The sequence below is a fragment of the Shewanella sp. 433 genome (assembly GCF_059338565.1).
On record NZ_CM181703.1, the window covers coordinates 953,211 to 971,603 of the forward strand.

General features: G+C 48.7%; 17 protein-coding genes. 9 read left to right on the plus strand and 8 right to left on the minus strand.

Going from position 1 to position 18,393, the window contains the following annotated elements; genetic code table 11:
* Positions 1–207: 207 nt before the first annotated feature.
* Complete coding sequence (locus AC5YB1_RS04360; protein WP_494520859.1) at positions 208–732, plus strand: DUF3087 domain-containing protein; 525 nt, start codon at positions 208–210, stop codon at positions 730–732.
* Positions 733–820: 88 nt separating this feature from the next.
* On the opposite strand, the gene AC5YB1_RS04365 is transcribed toward AC5YB1_RS04360, so the two are convergent.
* A complete protein-coding gene (locus AC5YB1_RS04365; RefSeq protein WP_494520860.1) occupies positions 821–1,534 on the minus strand; it encodes a FadR/GntR family transcriptional regulator in 714 nt (237 codons plus the stop codon).
* Between the two features lie 637 nt (positions 1,535–2,171).
* On the opposite strand from AC5YB1_RS04365, the gene AC5YB1_RS04370 reads away from it, so the two are divergent.
* Positions 2,172–3,407 (plus strand): OprD family outer membrane porin, encoded by a 1,236-nt coding sequence (locus AC5YB1_RS04370; RefSeq protein WP_494520861.1) that lies wholly within the window; start codon positions 2,172–2,174, stop codon positions 3,405–3,407.
* A gap of 138 nt (positions 3,408–3,545) precedes the next feature.
* Here the strand turns inward: AC5YB1_RS04370 and AC5YB1_RS04375 are convergent, their stop codons facing one another.
* Positions 3,546–4,481, minus strand: a complete 936-nt coding sequence (locus AC5YB1_RS04375) for a LysR family transcriptional regulator (protein WP_494520862.1) — start codon at positions 4,479–4,481, stop codon at positions 3,546–3,548.
* Positions 4,482–4,597: 116 nt separating this feature from the next.
* On the opposite strand from AC5YB1_RS04375, the gene AC5YB1_RS04380 reads away from it, so the two are divergent.
* From AC5YB1_RS04380 to AC5YB1_RS04395, 4 genes are all read left to right on the plus strand, one after another.
* Positions 4,598–6,055, plus strand: a complete 1,458-nt coding sequence (locus tag AC5YB1_RS04380; RefSeq protein ID WP_494520863.1) for an NAD-dependent succinate-semialdehyde dehydrogenase — start codon at positions 4,598–4,600, stop codon at positions 6,053–6,055.
* 25 nt (positions 6,056–6,080) lie between these two features.
* Positions 6,081–7,361, plus strand: a complete 1,281-nt coding sequence (gabT, locus tag AC5YB1_RS04385; protein ID WP_494520864.1) for a 4-aminobutyrate--2-oxoglutarate transaminase — start codon at positions 6,081–6,083, stop codon at positions 7,359–7,361.
* A 320-nt stretch (positions 7,362–7,681) separates the two neighbouring features.
* Complete coding sequence (gene lgt / locus AC5YB1_RS04390) at positions 7,682–8,467, plus strand: prolipoprotein diacylglyceryl transferase (RefSeq protein WP_494520865.1); 786 nt, start codon at positions 7,682–7,684, stop codon at positions 8,465–8,467.
* Between the two features lie 133 nt (positions 8,468–8,600).
* Positions 8,601–9,791: a potassium/proton antiporter gene (locus tag AC5YB1_RS04395; protein ID WP_494520866.1), complete on the plus strand. Its 1,191-nt coding sequence runs from the start codon at positions 8,601–8,603 to the stop codon at positions 9,789–9,791.
* A 114-nt stretch (positions 9,792–9,905) separates the two neighbouring features.
* Here AC5YB1_RS04395 and AC5YB1_RS04400 read toward each other — a convergent pair whose 3' ends face one another.
* Together AC5YB1_RS04400 and rluF are read right to left on the minus strand one after the other, a co-directional pair.
* Positions 9,906–10,625: an oxidative stress defense protein gene (locus AC5YB1_RS04400; protein WP_494520867.1), complete on the minus strand. Its 720-nt coding sequence runs from the start codon at positions 10,623–10,625 to the stop codon at positions 9,906–9,908.
* 231 nt (positions 10,626–10,856) lie between these two features.
* Positions 10,857–11,750, minus strand: a complete 894-nt coding sequence (rluF, locus tag AC5YB1_RS04405; RefSeq protein ID WP_494520868.1) for a 23S rRNA pseudouridine(2604) synthase RluF — start codon at positions 11,748–11,750, stop codon at positions 10,857–10,859.
* A 279-nt stretch (positions 11,751–12,029) separates the two neighbouring features.
* Here rluF and AC5YB1_RS04410 point away from each other — a divergent pair, with 279 nt between their 5' ends.
* The 3 genes from AC5YB1_RS04410 to AC5YB1_RS04420 are packed head-to-tail and all read left to right on the plus strand — an operon-like array spanning position 12,030 to position 14,170.
* Positions 12,030–12,764 (plus strand): basic amino acid ABC transporter substrate-binding protein, encoded by a 735-nt coding sequence (locus AC5YB1_RS04410; protein WP_494520869.1) that lies wholly within the window; start codon positions 12,030–12,032, stop codon positions 12,762–12,764.
* A 7-nt stretch (positions 12,765–12,771) separates the two neighbouring features.
* A complete protein-coding gene (locus tag AC5YB1_RS04415; protein ID WP_494520870.1) occupies positions 12,772–13,452 on the plus strand; it encodes an amino acid ABC transporter permease in 681 nt (226 codons plus the stop codon).
* Positions 13,445–14,170, plus strand: coding sequence for an amino acid ABC transporter ATP-binding protein (locus AC5YB1_RS04420; protein WP_494520871.1), 726 nt, complete (start codon positions 13,445–13,447; stop codon positions 14,168–14,170). Before AC5YB1_RS04415 ends, AC5YB1_RS04420 begins: the two co-directional genes overlap by 8 nt.
* A gap of 150 nt (positions 14,171–14,320) precedes the next feature.
* Here the strand turns inward: AC5YB1_RS04420 and AC5YB1_RS04425 are convergent, their stop codons facing one another.
* The 4 genes from AC5YB1_RS04425 to AC5YB1_RS04440 form a co-directional block, all read right to left on the minus strand.
* Complete coding sequence (locus AC5YB1_RS04425; protein ID WP_494520872.1) at positions 14,321–15,403, minus strand: LysR substrate-binding domain-containing protein; 1,083 nt, start codon at positions 15,401–15,403, stop codon at positions 14,321–14,323.
* 186 nt (positions 15,404–15,589) lie between these two features.
* Positions 15,590–16,606, minus strand: a complete 1,017-nt coding sequence (locus AC5YB1_RS04430; RefSeq protein ID WP_494520873.1) for a murein transglycosylase domain-containing protein — start codon at positions 16,604–16,606, stop codon at positions 15,590–15,592.
* Positions 16,607–16,762: 156 nt separating this feature from the next.
* Positions 16,763–17,704 carry a cytochrome c nitrite reductase subunit NrfD gene (gene nrfD / locus AC5YB1_RS04435; RefSeq protein WP_494520874.1) on the minus strand — a complete coding sequence of 314 codons (942 nt, stop codon included), beginning with the start codon at positions 17,702–17,704 and terminating at the stop codon, positions 16,763–16,765.
* Complete coding sequence (locus AC5YB1_RS04440; protein WP_494520875.1) at positions 17,701–18,390, minus strand: 4Fe-4S dicluster domain-containing protein; 690 nt, start codon at positions 18,388–18,390, stop codon at positions 17,701–17,703. The genes nrfD and AC5YB1_RS04440 overlap by 4 nt, the downstream gene beginning before the upstream one ends.
* Positions 18,391–18,393 lie beyond the last annotated feature (3 nt).

Below are 18,393 nucleotides of genomic sequence, written 5' to 3' on the forward strand. Positions count from 1 at the left end.
TCTGTCAATTTAGACGTCTAGATGTTTTTACTGCTATTTGTTTTGTTTCTGTTAAATCTGTTAGCGCCGCTATTGCACTCGGGTGTTACTGGGTAAGTGAGTGGGCTGCATCAATGGCCTTTAAATATAGCGTCATGGTGCGATTTTGCGCCCGTGCCGTGGTAATCTTGCACTCTCATAACCTAGGGGCATTTACAGAGAAATCAGATGAAGCTAATCGAGATAGATAAGATCACCTACCGTGAACATTTAAACCGCGTGATCATAGTGTTTATTGCTTGTCTTGCGATCTTGTCGTTACTCATTGGTCAGGTGTTGATCAGTTTGTGGGGCCAAGTCGAAGTGGCGACAGGCGAATCGACGGGTAATTTCCACCTTAATTTTTTAGGCGTACTGTTTGGGTTTGCTGTGTGCGCTGGGGTCTTGTATCGACAGCGGCACCATGCCTATTTTAAAGAGATCTATTATGTGTCGCGTTTAAAGGCGCTACATAATCGCATCTATCGAAAACTCAAAGCCATTAAACTCGCGGCAGAGAAGGATGATGTCAATGCACTGATTATTTTAAGTTTTTATTACACCAGCTTAAAACTTGTCTATCTGTTAGATGATAATACCTTGACCTTAGGCGAGGTGGAGACTGAGCTAAACCGCATTAATCAACAGATTGAGCGTTTAGGGCTAACGGTTGGGGCGCAAGATTTTAGCGCCGAGTTATTAGCGCACTTTTAGGGGACGACTGAGCTTAACCGCTTTTGCCCCTGCTGGCGGGACTCAATAGAAGCGCAGCCGCGCGTTGAACCGACGCTATTAAGCAGGGTTATTCACTCGATCTATCCCTGTCTGATTGAGGAGCGGGTTGCCGACAGCTGAGATGAGCCTGTAGATGGGCGCGCATTGCTTGTTCGGCGCTTGACGGATCACAGCTTAGCACCGCATCGACTAAAGTGTGTATCTCATCTGCCACCCCCATGTCAGGATGGCTTGTCGAATTATTTATCGAGGTTGGATTATCGACATCGGCGATCAGCTGGATAAGCGCTTGATCAATAGCGGTTAAAAATCGGTTATTACACATCATGGCCAGTTGATGGTACACCTGGCTGACTCGGTCGCTGGGCTCGCAATGTTGGGACAATTGCTGCAGTTGCTGGCGCGCCTCATCCGTGCCATGTTGCGCTGCTAATCCTGCCACTATGGGGGCAATGGCTAAGCGGGCTTGGCAGATCTCGGCATAAGACATCTGTCCTAATAAAAACAAGTCTTTGCAGTCATTACTCAGGCGTTCATAGGTCTGCTTTTTGACAAATGCACCGCCGGTAGCGCCCTGCTTTATATCGACCAACCCGCGCGCTTCTAACCCTTTTAATGCCTCTCGTACCACGGTTCGGCTAACTTGAAAGGTTTCAATTAATTCTCGCTCCGAGGGGAGTTTGGCGCCCGCCAGATATTGGCCATCAAAAATAGCATCTCTGAGTTGCTGAAAAACTTCGTTAGACACCTTAATCTGTTTGATTGGTTTGAAAGTGTTCAAGATAAATTCCGTGTGCAGACGAGTCCAAAAATCATACCATAGCAACTCTTTAGTATCTTAGCCAACTCATTAATTTTCGGTGTGAATCTCCCTAATTTACCTTGCAGTGTGAGGCAATAGTCTATCGGCAAAAATGCGGGTTTATTGTGTAAAAGCGTGAGCCTGTCTGCAGGAAAAACAATTGTGTGACCTTTTATACAAATGTGATTAACGCAAATGTACAGCAAAAATCATATGTCATACATTTAACGTATACTTGTTGTTGTGAGGGGGAAGCCCCAATCGATAGCATGGTTAAGTGATTTCATGTGAGTTGAGCCTTTTAGCGCCATGTGGTTATGGCGCTTTTTTCTCAAATCGCATTTTCCTCAAATCTAACTGAGGCGATCCACTTAACCATCTTGCTAGTGATCTCGCATATGGGGATGGCAACAACAAGTTCGAAAAGGTCGGCTATTTCAGCCTTGATGACCGTAAAGTTGCGGCCAGTATGAAATAGCGCCACTTCGATGTTGTTACATCGTCAGTTTTGAGCAATTTAGCCTGAGGTCAATATGAAAAGAGCAACTCTCACCCTAACAGCCGTGGTGCTCACAGCTACCACGCTTACTCGCCACGGATCATGGGAAGTATAATAATGAAAAAATCCTACCTATCACTCTTAGTTCTTACTGCCATGTCGATTCCGGCGATGGCCGATAGCAGCGTCGAGCAGATGTTTAGTCAAGGTCAAATGAAAGCCGAGTTACGCTTGTTTGATTTTACGCGTGATTTTGATGACGCCACCACCACTAAGCACGATACCTCTATCGGTGGATTATTTTACTACCAAACCGCTGCCGTTAATGGCATTAGCTTTGGCACCAGTTTTGCCTCGGCGAATCCGATTTGGATCAACGATAACAATAATGTGTATGGCTTAGTGGCCCGCGATGCCAATGGCGATCATGCTGATGTTAACCGTCTACAGGAATACTTTGTGCAGGGCCAGTGGTGGAATACCCGCTTTAAACTAGGCGCGCAAGAGATGGATACCCCTTGGTTGAATCGTCATGATATTCGCGCTATCCCGCGCACTTACCGCGGTTTTTCAGCCATTAATAACAGTATCGATAATCTGACTTTGTCGGCTTTTTATGTGACCGATTCGATGAACTGGTCTGATAATGGATTTGTCTCACTCGATGATGTGCTGCAGGCTAAGCGCGCTGGTGAGGGGATCACCTCTGATGTGGCCGATAATCCTATGTACATCATAGGCGCTAAATATCAGCTACCGTTTGAACAAGTTAATGCCGTGGCCGATGTGTGGCATTACAACATGGAGGATGTGTTTAATCAGACTTACGCAAGGTTGTACCTGTCTACGCCTGTTGGCGAGGGAAAGTTGTACCTTAAACCTACCTATTTAACCCAAGCGTCATCGGGCGATGAAACCGCTGGTGCACTAGATACCTATCAATATGGTTTGCACGCTGGGGCAAAATATGCCGGGCTTGATGTCACCCTGATGTACGCCAAAACCGGTGATGATGCCTTACTCGCCCCTTGGGGTGATGAAAAGGCGGTGATCCAGCAGGTGTATCAGGCGGGTCGAGCCAATGAAGAGGTATATGCCCTTAAGGTGGGTTACGATTTTTCTAAGATGGTGACTGGCTTATCTGCCTATGTCCATTATGGTGAATATGATGTACCAGAAGGCGCTGGTAGTGACTTTAACCAGACCGATTTTTCGGTGAGCTATGGTTTAGATAAGTGGCTACCGGGTTTAAGTTGCCGTGCGCGCTATGCCTTAGTCGATATGGATAACGGCGAAGATCTCAATGATTTACGCCTCTATCTTAAGTACAGCTTTGTACTGGGCAATAGTTAATCTGCACCTATACTCCCCATCTCATTAAAGAGCCTGTTTAATGTGATGGGGATGCATCATACCGATTAAGAGACCGATTAAGCGCAACCCAGTGGCGATCGCCTCACGCTCGTCACTGGGTTTGCCACTTGATAGGCTCTAACTGGGCATATCTAGGCCAAACACTTCATTAAACGCCGCCATCAACAGCTCGACCTTGGCCGTTTCTCGCGCCGAGTGCTTATACACCATCGACAAATTAAACGGATAACTGGCGGCATCGCCGTGAATTATCTTCATCTGCCCCGTCTCTAGCTCTTGCTGGATATAGCTTAGCGGCAGGTATCCAATATAGCAGCCCGATAGAATTAAGGTTTTACGAGTATCAAACTGATACGCTTTTGCCGACAAGTTTAAGCGCTTTAATTGTTCGCGCCCATCGGGGTCAATATCGACGCCAGGGTGGATAGAGGCGGTCTTTGACAGCATTTCGGCGCTGATCTCGCTATCGCTGAGTTCAAAGTAGGGGTGCTGAGCGCTGCAGCACAGATAGATGGGCTCGCTAAACAGTGTGCGGTAGTGTAATCCTTCAATCTGCTGATAGCTGGGCAGTAAGCCCACATGGGCCTTATCTTGCAGTAACGACTTCTCGATATGATGCAGCGCTTCGCCGTCTAAAATCAGGTGTAGCTGGGGTTGGCGCGCATGGATGTAAGCCACCACCTGCGCCAGTTTCTGTTGCATGGTGTGATCTAACTGATCGGCACATAAGATCACCAGTTCGCCGATCAACTCCTCGCCTAGATTATTGACAAACATAGAGAAATCATTGAGTGAGTCAAACAGTTCGATGCAGGCGTGATACACGGCTTGTCCCGCCTCGGTCAGGGCAAATCCGCCACGCCCTCGGCTGCACAATTTCAGTTTCATGCGGCTTTCAAGGTTGGCCATATGCACGCTAATGGTCGAGCGGGTGACACCCAGTTCGGCTTCGGCTGCGGCAAAGCCGCCATTCTCCACTACGGTGCGAAAAATGCGCAGCAAGCGTAGGTCATATTCGGTGACAGCCTTAGGGATGATCGATTGCTTGCTCATAAGTTTTGCCGCCATAAAACATTGTGTTGATTATTTTGTATTTAACCTGAGTTGCTTTTGCTATTCAATAGACAAATTAGTGACTAAAAGCTCAGCCCTTTTGATTTGGAGTATTTATGCAGGGAATTAAAGATAGCCAGTTAATCAAGCTCGCCTCATATATCGACGGTAACTGGGTCGATAGCGCCGACCGTTTTGCGGTGGTCAATCCCGCCAATCAACAGGTGGTGGCCGAGGTGGCTAATGCTGGCTGTGATGAAACCCAAGCGGCGATAGTGGCCGCTAAAAAAGCCCTGCCAGCGTGGTCAAAAAAGAGCGCCAATGAGCGCGCCGCACTGATGCGTAAATGGTTTAACTTGATGATGCAACATCAAGACGATTTGGGGCGCATATTAACCCTAGAGCAGGGTAAGCCGTTGGCAGAAGCCAAGGGTGAAATTGCCTATGGCGCCGCCTTTATCGATTGGTTTGCCGAAGAGGGCAAGCGTGTCTACGGCGACACCATTCCGGCGCCAGCCAGTGACAAGCGTATTATTGTGATCAAGCAGCCAGTTGGTGTGGTGGCCTCGATCACTCCCTGGAACTTCCCCAACGCGATGATCGCCCGTAAGGCTGCAGCGGCCTTAGCGGCAGGCTGTACTTTTGTGGCGCGCCCTTCGCCGTCTACTCCCTTGTCGGCACTCGCCATGGCTGAGCTGGCCGAGCGCGCCGGGATCCCAGCCGGGGTGTTTAATATTGTGGTGGGTGAAGACGCTGCGGGTATGGGCAAGGTGCTTACCCAGCATCCAGACGTGGCTAAGTTTACCTTTACCGGCTCCACTGCGGTGGGCAAAATTTTACTGGCCCAGTGCGCCACCAGTGTGAAAAAAGTGTCGATGGAGCTGGGTGGCAATGCGCCCTTTATTGTATTCGATGATGCCGATATCGACGCCGCCGTGCAGGGCGCTTTAGTGTCGAAATACCGCAACGCGGGTCAAACCTGTGTATGTACCAACCGCATCTTAGTGCAAAGCAAGGTGGCCGCCGAGTTTACCGAAAAATTCAGCGCCGCCGTGGCGGGTTTGCAGGTCGGAGATGGCTTGAGCGACGGGGTCACCGTTGGTCCGATGATCTCTAAAACCGCGGTCGATGATGTGCTAAAGCTGGTGGACGACACTGTGGCCAGTGGCGCGACAGTGATTGCTGGCGGTGGGCGCAGCGAGTTAGGCGAAAGCTTTCTCGCGCCTATGATAGTCACCGGCGTCACCAATGAGATGGCGCTGGCGCGTAACGAAATTTTTGGCCCTGTCACACCTATCATTAGTTTCGACGATGAAGCTCAAGCCTTGGCGCTGGCTAACGATACCGAATATGGTTTAGCGGCTTATTTCTATGCCCGCGATATTGGCCGTATTTTCCGCGTCGCCGAGGGACTTGAGTATGGCATGGTTGGCGTCAACGAAGGCATTATCTCTAATGCGGCTGCGCCTTTTGGCGGCGTAAAACAATCGGGTAATGGCCGTGAAGGGTCAAAATATGGACTCGATGATTATTTAGAAATTAAGTACCTGTGCCTTGGCGGACTGGATAAGTAACTCAATAAGATTAAAGGATTTCAAAATGAGCAACGCAGATTTACAAGCACGTAAAGTGAACGCCATCGCCCGTGGTCAGGGCAACGCTTATGCCGCCTATGTTGAACGTGCCAGCAATGCTGAGCTGTGGGATGTGGAAGGCAAACGTTATATCGATTTTGGCACAGGCATCGCCGTGTGTAATACCGGCCACAGCCATCCAAAAATAGTCGAAGCCGTTAAGGCGCAGCTGGATAAATTTAGCCACACCTGCGTGATGGTTAATCCTTATGAATCGGCGGTTGAACTGGCCGAAAAGCTGACCGCTATCGCCCCGGGGCCGAGTGATAAGAAAGCGATTTTTGTGACCACTGGCGCCGAAGCCGTGGAAAACTGCGTCAAAATCGCCCGTGCGCACACGGGGCGTCGCGGCGTTATCGCCTTTAATGGTGGTTTTCATGGCCGCACCAATTTAACCATGGCGTTAACGGGTAAAATCAGCCCGTATAAGCATCAGTTTGGTCCCTTTGCCGGCGATATCTTCCACGCGCCTTATCCAATGGCGCTGCATGATGTGAGCGTGAAAGATTCACTTAAGGCGATTGAAAACCTGTTTAAGGTCGATATCGCCCCTTGCGATGTGGCAGCGATTATTGTTGAGCCAGTGCAGGGCGAGGGCGGGTTTTATATTGCGCCACCTGAATTTTTACAGGCACTGCGCGCGCTGTGTGATAAACATGGCATTGTATTAATTGCCGATGAAATTCAAAGTGGTTTTGGCCGCACCGGCAAGATGTTTAGCTTCGAGCATGCCCAGGTGGAGCCGGATCTTATCACCATGGCGAAAGGCATTGCCGGCGGCTTCCCTCTGGCGGCCGTGGTGGGTAAGAGTGACATTATGGATGCGCCACTTCCCGGTGGTCTTGGTGGCACTTATGGTGGCTCGCCCGTGGGCTGCGTGGCGGCGCTGGCTGTGCTAGAGGTGATCGCCGAAGAACACTTAGTTGAACGTGCGGCGCACATTGGCGCGACATTTAACGAGCATTTGAGTGCGTTGCAACAGCGTTATCCGCAGTTGATTGGCGAGGTGCGCAATCAAGGCGCGATGATCGCCATGGAGCTGTTTGTCGATGGTGATAAAGAGCAACCCAATACGGCTCTGACTCAAGCCATTATCGCCAATGCCGCCGAGCATGGCTTAGTGCTACTGGCCTGTGGTTTTTACGGTAACGTGATCCGTTTCTTGCCCGCATTAACCATTAGCGATGAGATTATGCTTGAAGGACTGGAGAAATTTAATCAGTTGTTTGCTGCTGTGGCAAAATAATACCAGTCAAATGACCATGATTAAAATGGGCTTGTTTGAGGCATAAGTGGAGCTGGCGTGACCATAACTAGCCGGTATCTTACCCTTCAAGCGTGAGCCGATAACGAATGCGATTGCAAGCACAGCAACGCATGGTATCAAGGGTTTAGTCGCACTCGTGACTAAGCCCTTTTTTATGCTGGTAAGACTCAGGTTATCTAGCTAATTTATCGTGATTAATCCATAGTATGAGCTTGAATAAGCGCGCCAAGCGCGTGAAAATGCCTACTGGCAGATTATTTAAGCGGGTCACTTGGCCTGCACCTTATGGAGTAAAGCGTTTGGAGCACATAGTTTGGAATATCGATCCTGTGATGATCTCGTTCATGGGACTCAAAATACATTGGTATGGCGTGCTGTTTGCCGTGGCGATCGCCAGTGGTTTTCAGGTGATGAAACGCATTTATGTGCGTGAAGGTTTAGATGTAGAGTCGTTAGATAATCTGCTGATTTACTGTGTTGTAGGCATCATTGTTGGTGCTCGCCTCGCCCATGTATTGTTTTACGACCCGGGCTATTATTTTGCCCATCCGCAGAAAATTTTAGCGATTTGGGAAGGCGGCCTCGCCAGTCACGGCGGCGGCTTAGGCGCCATCTTAGCCCTGTATTATTACCATACTAAGACTAAAATGCCGTTTCTGTTTTTACTCGATCGCTTAGCGATCGCCACCGCCATCTTTGGCTTCTTTGTGCGCATGGCTAATTTTGCTAACTCAGAGATCTTAGGAGTGGTCACCGATAAGCCTTGGGGCATTATTTTCGAGCGTATCGATCGCCTGCCACGCCATCCGGCGCAGCTATATGAAGCATTGGCTTATTTAACCATCTTTATCACCTTGTGGTTCATCTATCGCACCACCCAGATGAAGCAAAAGCAGGGGGCGATTTTTGGGCTATTTTTAGTGCTGGTGTTTAGCGCGCGGTTTATCATCGAAGAGATCAAGGTAAAGCAGGCGGCCTATGCCCAAGACTGGGCCATTAGTGCAGGCCAGATGTTGAGCGTGCCCTTTCTGATTGTGGGTGTGGTCTTATTAGCGCGGGCTTATTTATCACGGCGTCAGGCTTAATCGCCAATAAACCTCCACTTGGCTGATACTCATGAGCTGTATCAGCCAGGTGACCTCATTCCCCCTATACAAAGCTATTATTGGTCTCTCGGCCGACTAACGTTACCCTGCTAACCATTAAAAAAGGATGTCGATGTCTTACGAAATTATCCTACTGGGCATTGCGGCGCTAATAGCCATCGGCATTTTATTACACCACCCGTCTAAAACCTTAGGCTTACCTAGCCTGTTAATTTTTATGGTGGTGGGCTTAGCCTTGGGCAATGGCGAATTTAATTTTGTGTATGATAATTTGGCCGTGACCTCGACGGTTGGCGCGATCGCACTTAATGTGATCGTGTTTGTTGGCGGCATTAATACTTCCACCGATAGCATTAAGCTGGCCTACAAAGAGGGCGGTGTATTAGCAACCTGCGGTGTGGTGTTGACGACCTTATTGTTGGCATTAATGCTCTATCCGCTCACCAGTTGGAGCCCTGTTATCTGCCTGTTGTTTGCAGCTATGGTGTCATCTACCGATGCGGCGGCGGTGTTTTCTATCCTTGAGGCGAAAAAACTTAAATTAAAGCAGCAGACCGATCGTATTTTGGAGTTCGAATCGGCCACCAACGATCCTGTCGCACTGGTGATGGTGATGATTTTAACCGGTATTGCCCTCGCGCCTAATGAGGCGATATCGGCATGGGAGATAGGCCAAACGTTAGTGCTGCAAATTCTGTTGGGGATCTTAATCGCCTTTGTGGTGGCTAAGTTGGGGGTGTGGGCGCTTAACCATATTCAGCTGCAAGAGTATGGCCTGATCCCAGTATTTGTCTTGGCTTGCTTTGTGATTGCTGCCTATGGCAGTGATTTGGCGGGCGGCAATATTTTGATCGCGTCCTACGTCGCAGGGGTGGTGATGGGCAACGGCATCAAACGCGGCGGCGAAGTGACGCGTCACTTCTTTAACAGCATGTCGTGGTTAGCCCAGTCACTGATGTTTATCATCCTAGGCTTGCAGATGTTCCCGCAAACCTTAGTGTCGGTATTTACTTTGTCACTGCTGCCGGCGGCATTGTTGATGTTTGTGGCACGGCCACTGGCGGTGCAGTTGTGTTACTTGCCCTTTAGGCAGGCCAGTTGGCAAAAACGATTGTTTATCTCATCGATTGGGCTCAAAGGGGCAACTCCTATCGTGTTTGCATTAATTCCGGCGGCCGCTGGCGTGGATGGCGCGATAGAGTTGGTGCATATGGTGTTCTTTATGGTGCTGTTTTCTATTGTACTGCAGGGGGCTGCCATTGAGCCGCTAGCAAAAAAGCTCAAGCTTAATCGAGACGATTAATCGATTTGTAGAGTGATATTTTTTGGGTTCGAGTTGATAAAGTAAAGTCGTTGGCCGCGTCATCTGAGGTGGTTTAACGGTGTTTGATGAGGCGGCCAATTTAGTCAATCGTGCTTACTTTAAGCGATAGATCACTTCGACTCTGTCGCTCACAGTGGTTTGCGCCTGCTGGTAACTCTCGGCTATGCTGGCTTTTGGCGCAGCGTCCATGCGATACATCACCGGCTGCACTGGGCGTTGCTCAATATAGCGGATCTGCCACACTCTATCTAACTCTGCACCGAATCCGGCGGCTAAGGCTTTGGCCTTTTGCTCGGCATCGGCTATCGCTTGCTGGCGTGCTTGTGCGATAAGTTCGGCGGTTTTACTCGACGTAAAAGCAATGTGATTAATCCGATTGATGCCCTGCTCAAGTGCGGTATCTAAAAGGTTATTTAGCTTTGCGAGCTCAACTACGGTCACGGTCACTTGGCGACTGGCGCGATAACCCACCTCGGTGGTGGTGCGGGTGTCACTGTCATATTGCTGTTTAGCTTGCAGCGAAAGGTTGGCGCTGTGGATATGCTGGCGCTCGACGCCTGCTTCGGCCAGGCGGGCAAGAAAATCGGCGACCGCCTTATCTGAATTCGCCTTAGCCTCTGCCGGAGTCTTAGCTTCGCTGACCACTTCTACTACCAGTTCGGCCATATCGGCCTTGATCATCACTTGGCTGGTGCCGACGGTTTCGATATGGGGAAAGTCGATGCCGCTCGCCATGGCAGTGGCGCTGGCAAAACCAAGGGCTGTGGCCAATATACTGCTGGTAATGAGCCTTGCTAAAGGTAATTTTGTCATACTTAACTCCAAGTGAAGATACGCTTAATACACTATGATGGACTGTTATTGAGTCCGGTTGCTGGTATACACGGAGCAAAATTGAAAAGGGGTTAATTTAATTTATATTTTATGCCATTAGCAGATCGTTAGCGTCATGAGTTTGATAACAATGGCAGTAAAAAGCCCTGCTGGAGGGTAACAGGGCTGGTGGGATTTCAGCGTAAAAGACACTAAGACTGGCAGATGATATTATCGCTTAGGGCGTCTAGAGTGCGATGGCTTACCTTTACTGGCGCCAGCTGGTTTTTTCTTTTTACCATGATTTTGCATAAAGTGCTCAGGGCCTTCAATCTTGTCCCGTAGCGATTTATTGGGTTTCTTGGCAGGCTTTTTGACCGCTTTTTTAGGTGCTTTTTTGTCTTCAGAAGAGGAGTGTTCGATAAGCTTAAACAGGGTTGACAGCTCCTCCTCATCTAAGTCACGCCACTCGCCTAAAGGTAAGCCTTTGAGCGTAACGTTCATTATGCTTTGGCGTTCAAGCTTGGTTACTTCAAAGTTGAAATGTTCACACATTCTGCGGATTTGGCGGTTAAGGCCTTGTACCAATACGATTTTAAATACAAAAGTAGAGATCTGCTCTACCTTGCACTTCTTGGTTATCACCCCAAGCATGGGCACGCCAGCGCGCATACCTGTTAAAAACGCCTCAGTGATCGGTTTGTTCACTGTCACCACATATTCTTTGTCGTGATTGTTGCCGGCACGCAAAATCTTATTGACCAGATCGCCATTGTTGGTTAGGAATATCAGCCCTTGAGAGTCTTTATCTAAGCGGCCAATGGGAAATACCCGCTCGCTATGGTTAACGAAGTCGACGATGTTATCGCGCTCGGTGCTTTCGGTGGTGCTGACGATGCCGACAGGTTTATTTAAGGCGATAAACACCAAGTCGTCGGCGTCTCTTGGTTCAATATCACGGCCATTAACCTTCACTTTATCGCCAAATGAGACTTGATCGCCTATTTGAGCACGTTTGCCATTAATAAAAACATTACCTTGCTCGATAAAACGATCGGCTTCTCGGCGAGAACAAATACCACTTTCACTGATGTACTTGTTAAGACGGATCCCAGCTTCGCTCACAATGGCTTCCTTTGAAAAGAGGAGCGCTTTTCGCGTTCCGAGTTATGGGCGCCAATTGCAGGGCGCAGTAAGCGTAAATGCTATCACATTCACCTGCACTTGGGATCGCTAAAAATCGTGCCGATAGGGCTAGTTGGTGCTGTAGGGATTGAGTAAAGCATCGCGCCAATAGTATCGAAGTGAATTTATAATCAAATAAACGGCATAATTATTGACACTTAAAGGGGGGGTGCTTATAGTCTGTGCCAGTGCAGTTTTTATCGAAAAAGAGAGTTTAAAATGAGCAAATCCGTGTTATTAGGCAGTTTTAGCTTGGTTGTAGCCTTGTTGTTAACTGGATGTGGTAAAAGTGATGATGTATTAGTGGTTGGTACCAATGCAGCCTTCCCCCCTTTTGAATATGTGGGTGGTACTAGTGGCGATGAAATCAAGGGGTTTGATATTGATTTAGCACGTCAGATAGCTAAAGACGCCGGTAAGACCTTAAAGGTCGAAAACATGAAGTTTGATTCGCTAATTGTGGCCTTAAACTCAGGTAAAATTGATTTTATCGCCTCGGGGATGACCATCACCCCTGAGCGGCAACAAAGCGTTAATTTTTCTCAGCCCTACTACGAAGCAACCCAAGTGGTATTAGTGAATAAAAATCAAATGGGCATCAATAGTATCGCTGACTTACAAGATAAACATTTTGCGGTGCAATTGGGTTCAACTGCCGACATTATGGCAAAGCAATATACCCAACAAGTGACCGCCTTTAATACCGGTTTTGAAGCCATTATGGAGCTTAAAAACGGTAAGGTGGATCTGGTGCTATTTGACAGTGAGCCAGCGGCCAATTACCTCGCCAAAAACCCAGACCTAAAACAGATCACACTCGACTTCGAGCCTGAGTTCTATGGGTTTGCCGTGGCCAAGGGGCAACCTGAACTCCTTAACAGCATTAACACCACCTTGGCCAATATGAAAGCCAATGGCCAGTATGATGCTCTGATCGCCCAGCATATGAAGTGAGCACCCTATGATTGATGCAATTAACGCTTCATTGTTTACGCCCATTGGCGACGATGGTTTAATCGGTATCTTGCTGATTTTAAATGGTCTAAAAGTTACCCTCATTGTCACCTTTTTCGCCATGATCTTAGGGGCAATATTGGGTATCACCACCACCATGATGAAGATGTCATCAAAGTGGTACCTGCGTTGGCCTGCCGATCTATATGTGGGCGTTATTCGAGGTACACCGGTAGTTGTGCAGTTAGTGATCCTTTACTTCATCGTATTGTCCTCTTTAGATGTCGACAAGGTCACCGCCGCCATTATCGCCTTTGGCCTTAACAGTGGCGCCTATATTTCTGAGATTATCCGCGCCGGTATCGAAGCGGTGGATAAAGGCCAAACTGAGGCGGCGCGCTCCTTAGGCTTATCTCAAGGGATGACCATGAAAGAGGTGATTATGCCGCAGGCGGTGAAGAAGATTTTACCCGCCCTTGGCAATGAGTTTATCGTGCTATTGAAGGAGACGGCGGTCATAGGGTTTATTGGCGGGGTTGATTTGATGCGCGCCGGAGAGATCATTCGTAGCCGTACCTTTGAAGACAGCGTGCCGCTATTTACCTGTGCATTAATCTATCTGCTACTGACGTACAGCTTCACCTTTATGCTGTCGAAATTTGAAAAGAGGCTAAAGCAAAGTGATTAAAATAAGCAATTTACATAAAAGCTTCGGTGATAATCAGGTGCTTAAAGGGATTAATCAGCATGTCGCTCGTGGCGAAGTGGTGAGCGTCATTGGCCCAAGCGGCAGTGGTAAGAGTACTTTTTTACGCTGTATCAACTTGCTGGAGCAGCCGACCGAAGGTGATATCGCTATCGATGGTCAGTCGATCACGGCTAAAGGCGCCTGCATCGATAAGCTACGTCAAAAAGTGGGGATGGTGTTTCAAAATTTTAATCTGTTTCCCCATAAAACCGTGATGCAAAACATTACCCTAGCCCCGGTAAAACTCGGCTTGATGAAACAAGCCGAGGCCGACCGTCAGGCGCTTGAGTTGCTGGCACAAGTGGGCTTGCAAGATAAGGCCAATGCCTATCCAGCGAGCTTATCGGGTGGCCAAAAGCAACGGGTGGCCATTGCTCGCGCCTTGGCGATGAAGCCAGAATTAATGCTATTTGATGAGCCCACCTCGGCGCTCGACCCTGAAATGGTCGGCGATGTGCTCGATGTGATGAAGTCCTTGGCATTAGCGGGGATGACCATGGTGATTGTTACCCATGAGATGGGTTTTGCACGAGATGTATCCGACAGGGTTATTTTTATGGACGGTGGCTATGTGGTGGAAGACAGTTCACCGCAGGCGCTGTTTAGTGCCCCTAAAGAGGCGCGTACACAGGCCTTTTTAAGCAAGGTGTTGCGCTAATGGGAGGATTATCAATATCTTGATGTAAGTGCTGATAATACGGCTTTTAGTGGACGTGTAATAAAAAGGCAAGCTTTCTAGCTTGCCTTTTTGTTGGTTGCATTTTATGCACCTGACACCGCCTTAGGCTCATCGGGGCTTTACGCCTGCTCACATAGACTCATCGGGTGTAAATGCAGCTGTTTTAAATGAAGGTAGCACGCCGGTCGCATCACTGGAGCCACTACTACAACCACAGCCATCGCTGCACACTGGTGTCAAGTTGGTGTAATTGAGCTGTGAATGACTGTGATGGTAGCGCGCCTGCATATCGTGTAGTTTATTGATAAGCATAGTCTTTAAACAGTTAGCTAACGGCTCGATGATCCTCTGATGACAATGGAGATAATAACTGTCGCAAGGTAGGCCGCTGGTGGACATCCACAGCTGGGAGACATCGATAAATCCCACGTCGCTGCGATGCTCAAAGTAGGGCAGTGACATCACTGATGACAGCAAGCAGATATCATCACTTCTGCTGGTATGGTCGACTAACATACGTAAGCTTGGGCTTCGCAGCACAATATTAACATCGATATTGTGCGCCTGAGCATATTGCTCTATCGCATGCAGCTGTTGCTCATGTAGGTTGGCGTTGACTAGGGTGATGTTGTAGTCGAATAGATCGATCAGAGGTTGCGTCGAGCTCAAGATCGGGTGGTCGCTTCTGGCCACCATAAAGAAATGATCGATATCGCCAAGCTTTATATTATTCACCATGGGATGGTGGATAGGTTCGGTGGAGATGGTGCAATCAATTTTACCCTGACACAAGCGCTGGCTGATGTTTTCGGACCAAGGCACTACATTAATATTGACCCCACCTTCAATGCAGTGACAGGTGTGCTTTAGGTTGTTCATCACCATTAATGACCACTGCTCATAGGTGGCTATCGTCAACTGAAATGGCTCTAAGGTTTTGCCTATGGTGGTCGCAATAATTTTGTCGTATTGCTCAAGAATCGTCTGCACCATAGGGTAGAGGCGCAGCGCAATATGGTTGGGCTCGAAGCCATACTGCTGACGGATAAAGAGCTCGTTTTCTAACACCTCACGCATGCACATCAATGAACGACTGACTTTAGATTGAGTCGTCAGCAGTTTTTCGGCAACCGCAATGCCATTCTTAAGCTCAACCAAGCCGATAAAGACCTGTAAGGTAAAATAATCTAAGCGGCTGATCCGTTTGTTCATAGCTTGGCTCCTTGTGTTGTCGGTGCCTGAGGATAGCTTTAGGTCACCGAAAGGTTCACGGTTCGCTAATCGATGCGCTTAAACCCCTCCATAATGCACTGGTTATACCACTGGCGAGCAAATAAAACTGCGCCAGTGGTCACAATTGCATCAACTATGTAAACCAAACCGCTCGAACCTAAGCACTTATAAGCGATATTTATGGCGTTTGCTGGTGACTTTTTTTAGGTAGTTACGGCTTTCTTGTCGAATATGGCGCTGGGTTAAAAACCAATAAAACTCGCTGCGAGTCATGTTATTGATGCGGGCTAAGGCTTGGCGCCGATCGCCGCGAGGATTAAGGCTCTTCCATAAATTACCTGTGCCACCGTTATAGCTTGATATCACCGCGTATTCGCGCTTCTGTGGATCGTCAATGCCTTTAAGGTAACGGCTAGAGAGCAGGTGTAAATAGCCCGTCGCCACCTCAATATTTTTTTGTGGTTGGTATAAATAGGCCGCGGACGGCGTATGGGCGTAGCCTTTGATTAAGTTGAAATAATCCCGCCCAGCGGTAGCCGCCTTTATCTGCATTAACCCCAGTGCGTTGGAGCGTGATTTGGCTAATGGATTAAAGGCGCTTTCGGTCTCCATGATCGCCATGATCAGATCGGGCTTAACCCCGTAGGTGCGCGCCGACTGACGCACAAACTCAATATACTTACCGCCAGCAATTTGGGTGTGATTGTTAACCATGCGAATGGTCACCCGCAAGCGAGTGCCTTGCTGATTAAGATTCTGGTTTATAAGATAGTCGGCAAAGCGCGCCGCACGCCAATGAAAGGCTATGGGTTGACCGTCGTGATCGTGGACCTGCCCCCAGAAAAAGGGCTTCTGTTTACTATTGATGAGGCCAAAATCGTTTGCGGTTTTGGCGTCGATCACCTCGGGATCGATCTGAGTCAGCAGCACCTGAATCACCGCCTGTTTAAGTGAGGCCTTATTCACGCTTTCTACCACAATCAGCCCACGTTCAAAGTCGATGTAGGTGTGCTCTTGCTCGGCCTGATTAAGCACCAATATCGATGGCGCTAAGTGGGGAGTGTTGTGTTGATACTCGCGCAGTAACGCGGCAACATCGGTCTCATATTGGCTCAGATCTAGGCTCAATGCATTGCAGCAATACAGCAAAAAAAAGCCAGCAATAGTATGATATTTGTTCATTTATCAACGCATTAAGCATAGGTGTTATTCGTTAGCAGTATACGTGCTCGGCGCACTGGGGTTCAATGCTTGTTTGGTAAAGATGAGCGCCAGTACGCATCTGCTCATGGTGCGTACTGGCGAGATAAGGATTATGCCAAGTGCTGATGGTATCACCTAGGCGATGGTCATCTGCCCGGTATAGAGAATAAAGTTACGCAGTAAAAATACGCCTATTAAACTAAAGCTGGCCGTGACTGCCACATAAGTAAATTTACGGTCGGCCGATACCTTCATCCACAAATTAAAGGCCAGTGGCAAGGTTAAACCGATACCGATAACCCCGCCCCAAAATACCCAACCCCAGAAGCCATAACCGATAGCGTTCAGCGCCGCCACTTGGCTTTGACCGCCCGACAAAATCAGCCCGACAAAGAAGGTGAATAGTAGGCCAATTTCCACCAAGATCATCGGGATCTCAATACCATGAATAAAGCGCACCTCAACCCCATTGGGATTACCGCGCAGCAATACGCCGCCCAGTAAGGTGGCCGCTGCACCCGAGGAGAGTCCCGAGATTAAAAACAGTAAGGGTAATACCGGATTATTCAGTAGCGGGAACCCTATTAGCGCCGACAACAAGAAGCCGGTATAGGCGCCCAAGGATATCGACAAGATCACTAAGATACCTGTAATGGCCGCCTCTTTGTCTACTAGCCAGCGAAGTCCGCGCTGCAGCCACATCAACCTAGCCCCCAATAATTGCAAGATTGCTTTGTTAAAGATGCAGCCTATCCAAGCAAACAGCACGACCTGATAGGCCATGAGTACCAGCACCCCCATCGACATCACAGAGGTGATATTGTAAAACACCAAAATCTTCCAAAAATCCAGTGGCTTGGTTAAATCGATAACCAAGATCCCCAAGCCGCCAAACACGGCCAAGGGAGCGATGATCGCCGCTGCTTGCACAAAGGGTGAATGGTAGGCTTCGCCCGCTAACTTAAAATGTTTGAGCATGATGGCAAAAAACACAGCGCCAGCAGATAAGCCAGCTAAAAACAGATAGATGGCAATAGGCCAATGCCATACTAGGCCTTCGAAATGAAAAGCACTCATAGCATTATCTCCCCATCGATGGTTTGAATATGGAACAACTTAGGCCGGGTGCCCAAGTCCACTTTGGCGCGGTAGGTGGGTTTACTTTTAAGCAGCTGAACTAAGGCCGAATCGGCTTCCTTAAGGTTGCCAAAGGTCAATGCCTTGGTGGGACACGCCATTACGCAAGCGGGTTGCAACCCTTGCTTTAACTGGGTTTGCTGGCAAAAATCACACTTATCGGCGGTGCGTGTCTCAGGGTTAATAAAGCGTACCTGATAAGGGCAAGCGGCAATGCAGTACTGGCAACCGACGCAGCGCTCTTCATGTACTGCCACAATGCCGGTGTGCTGGTCGATATAAGCTGCACCTGTGGGGCATACTCTGACGCAAGGCGCGGCTTCGCAGTGCTGGCAAGAGACTCGGCTAAAGCGGTAACTCTGGTTGGGATATTCACCAAAAGGACCACGGCGCTCAATTTTGACTCGGGTAACCCCCTCCGGCACCTGATTGACCTCACGGCAGGCTTCAACGCAAGCGTTGCAGCCGATACAGGCATTTTCATCGTGCACCATGGCGTATTTAATATCGGCCTCAGGGGAATCGCCGCTATGCTCGGCTAACGGAGATTGAGTGATGCCATAAACAGAGGCGCCGGCCAGCAGTGCCCCACATCCTTTAAGAAACTGGCGTTTTGAACGTTGCATAAC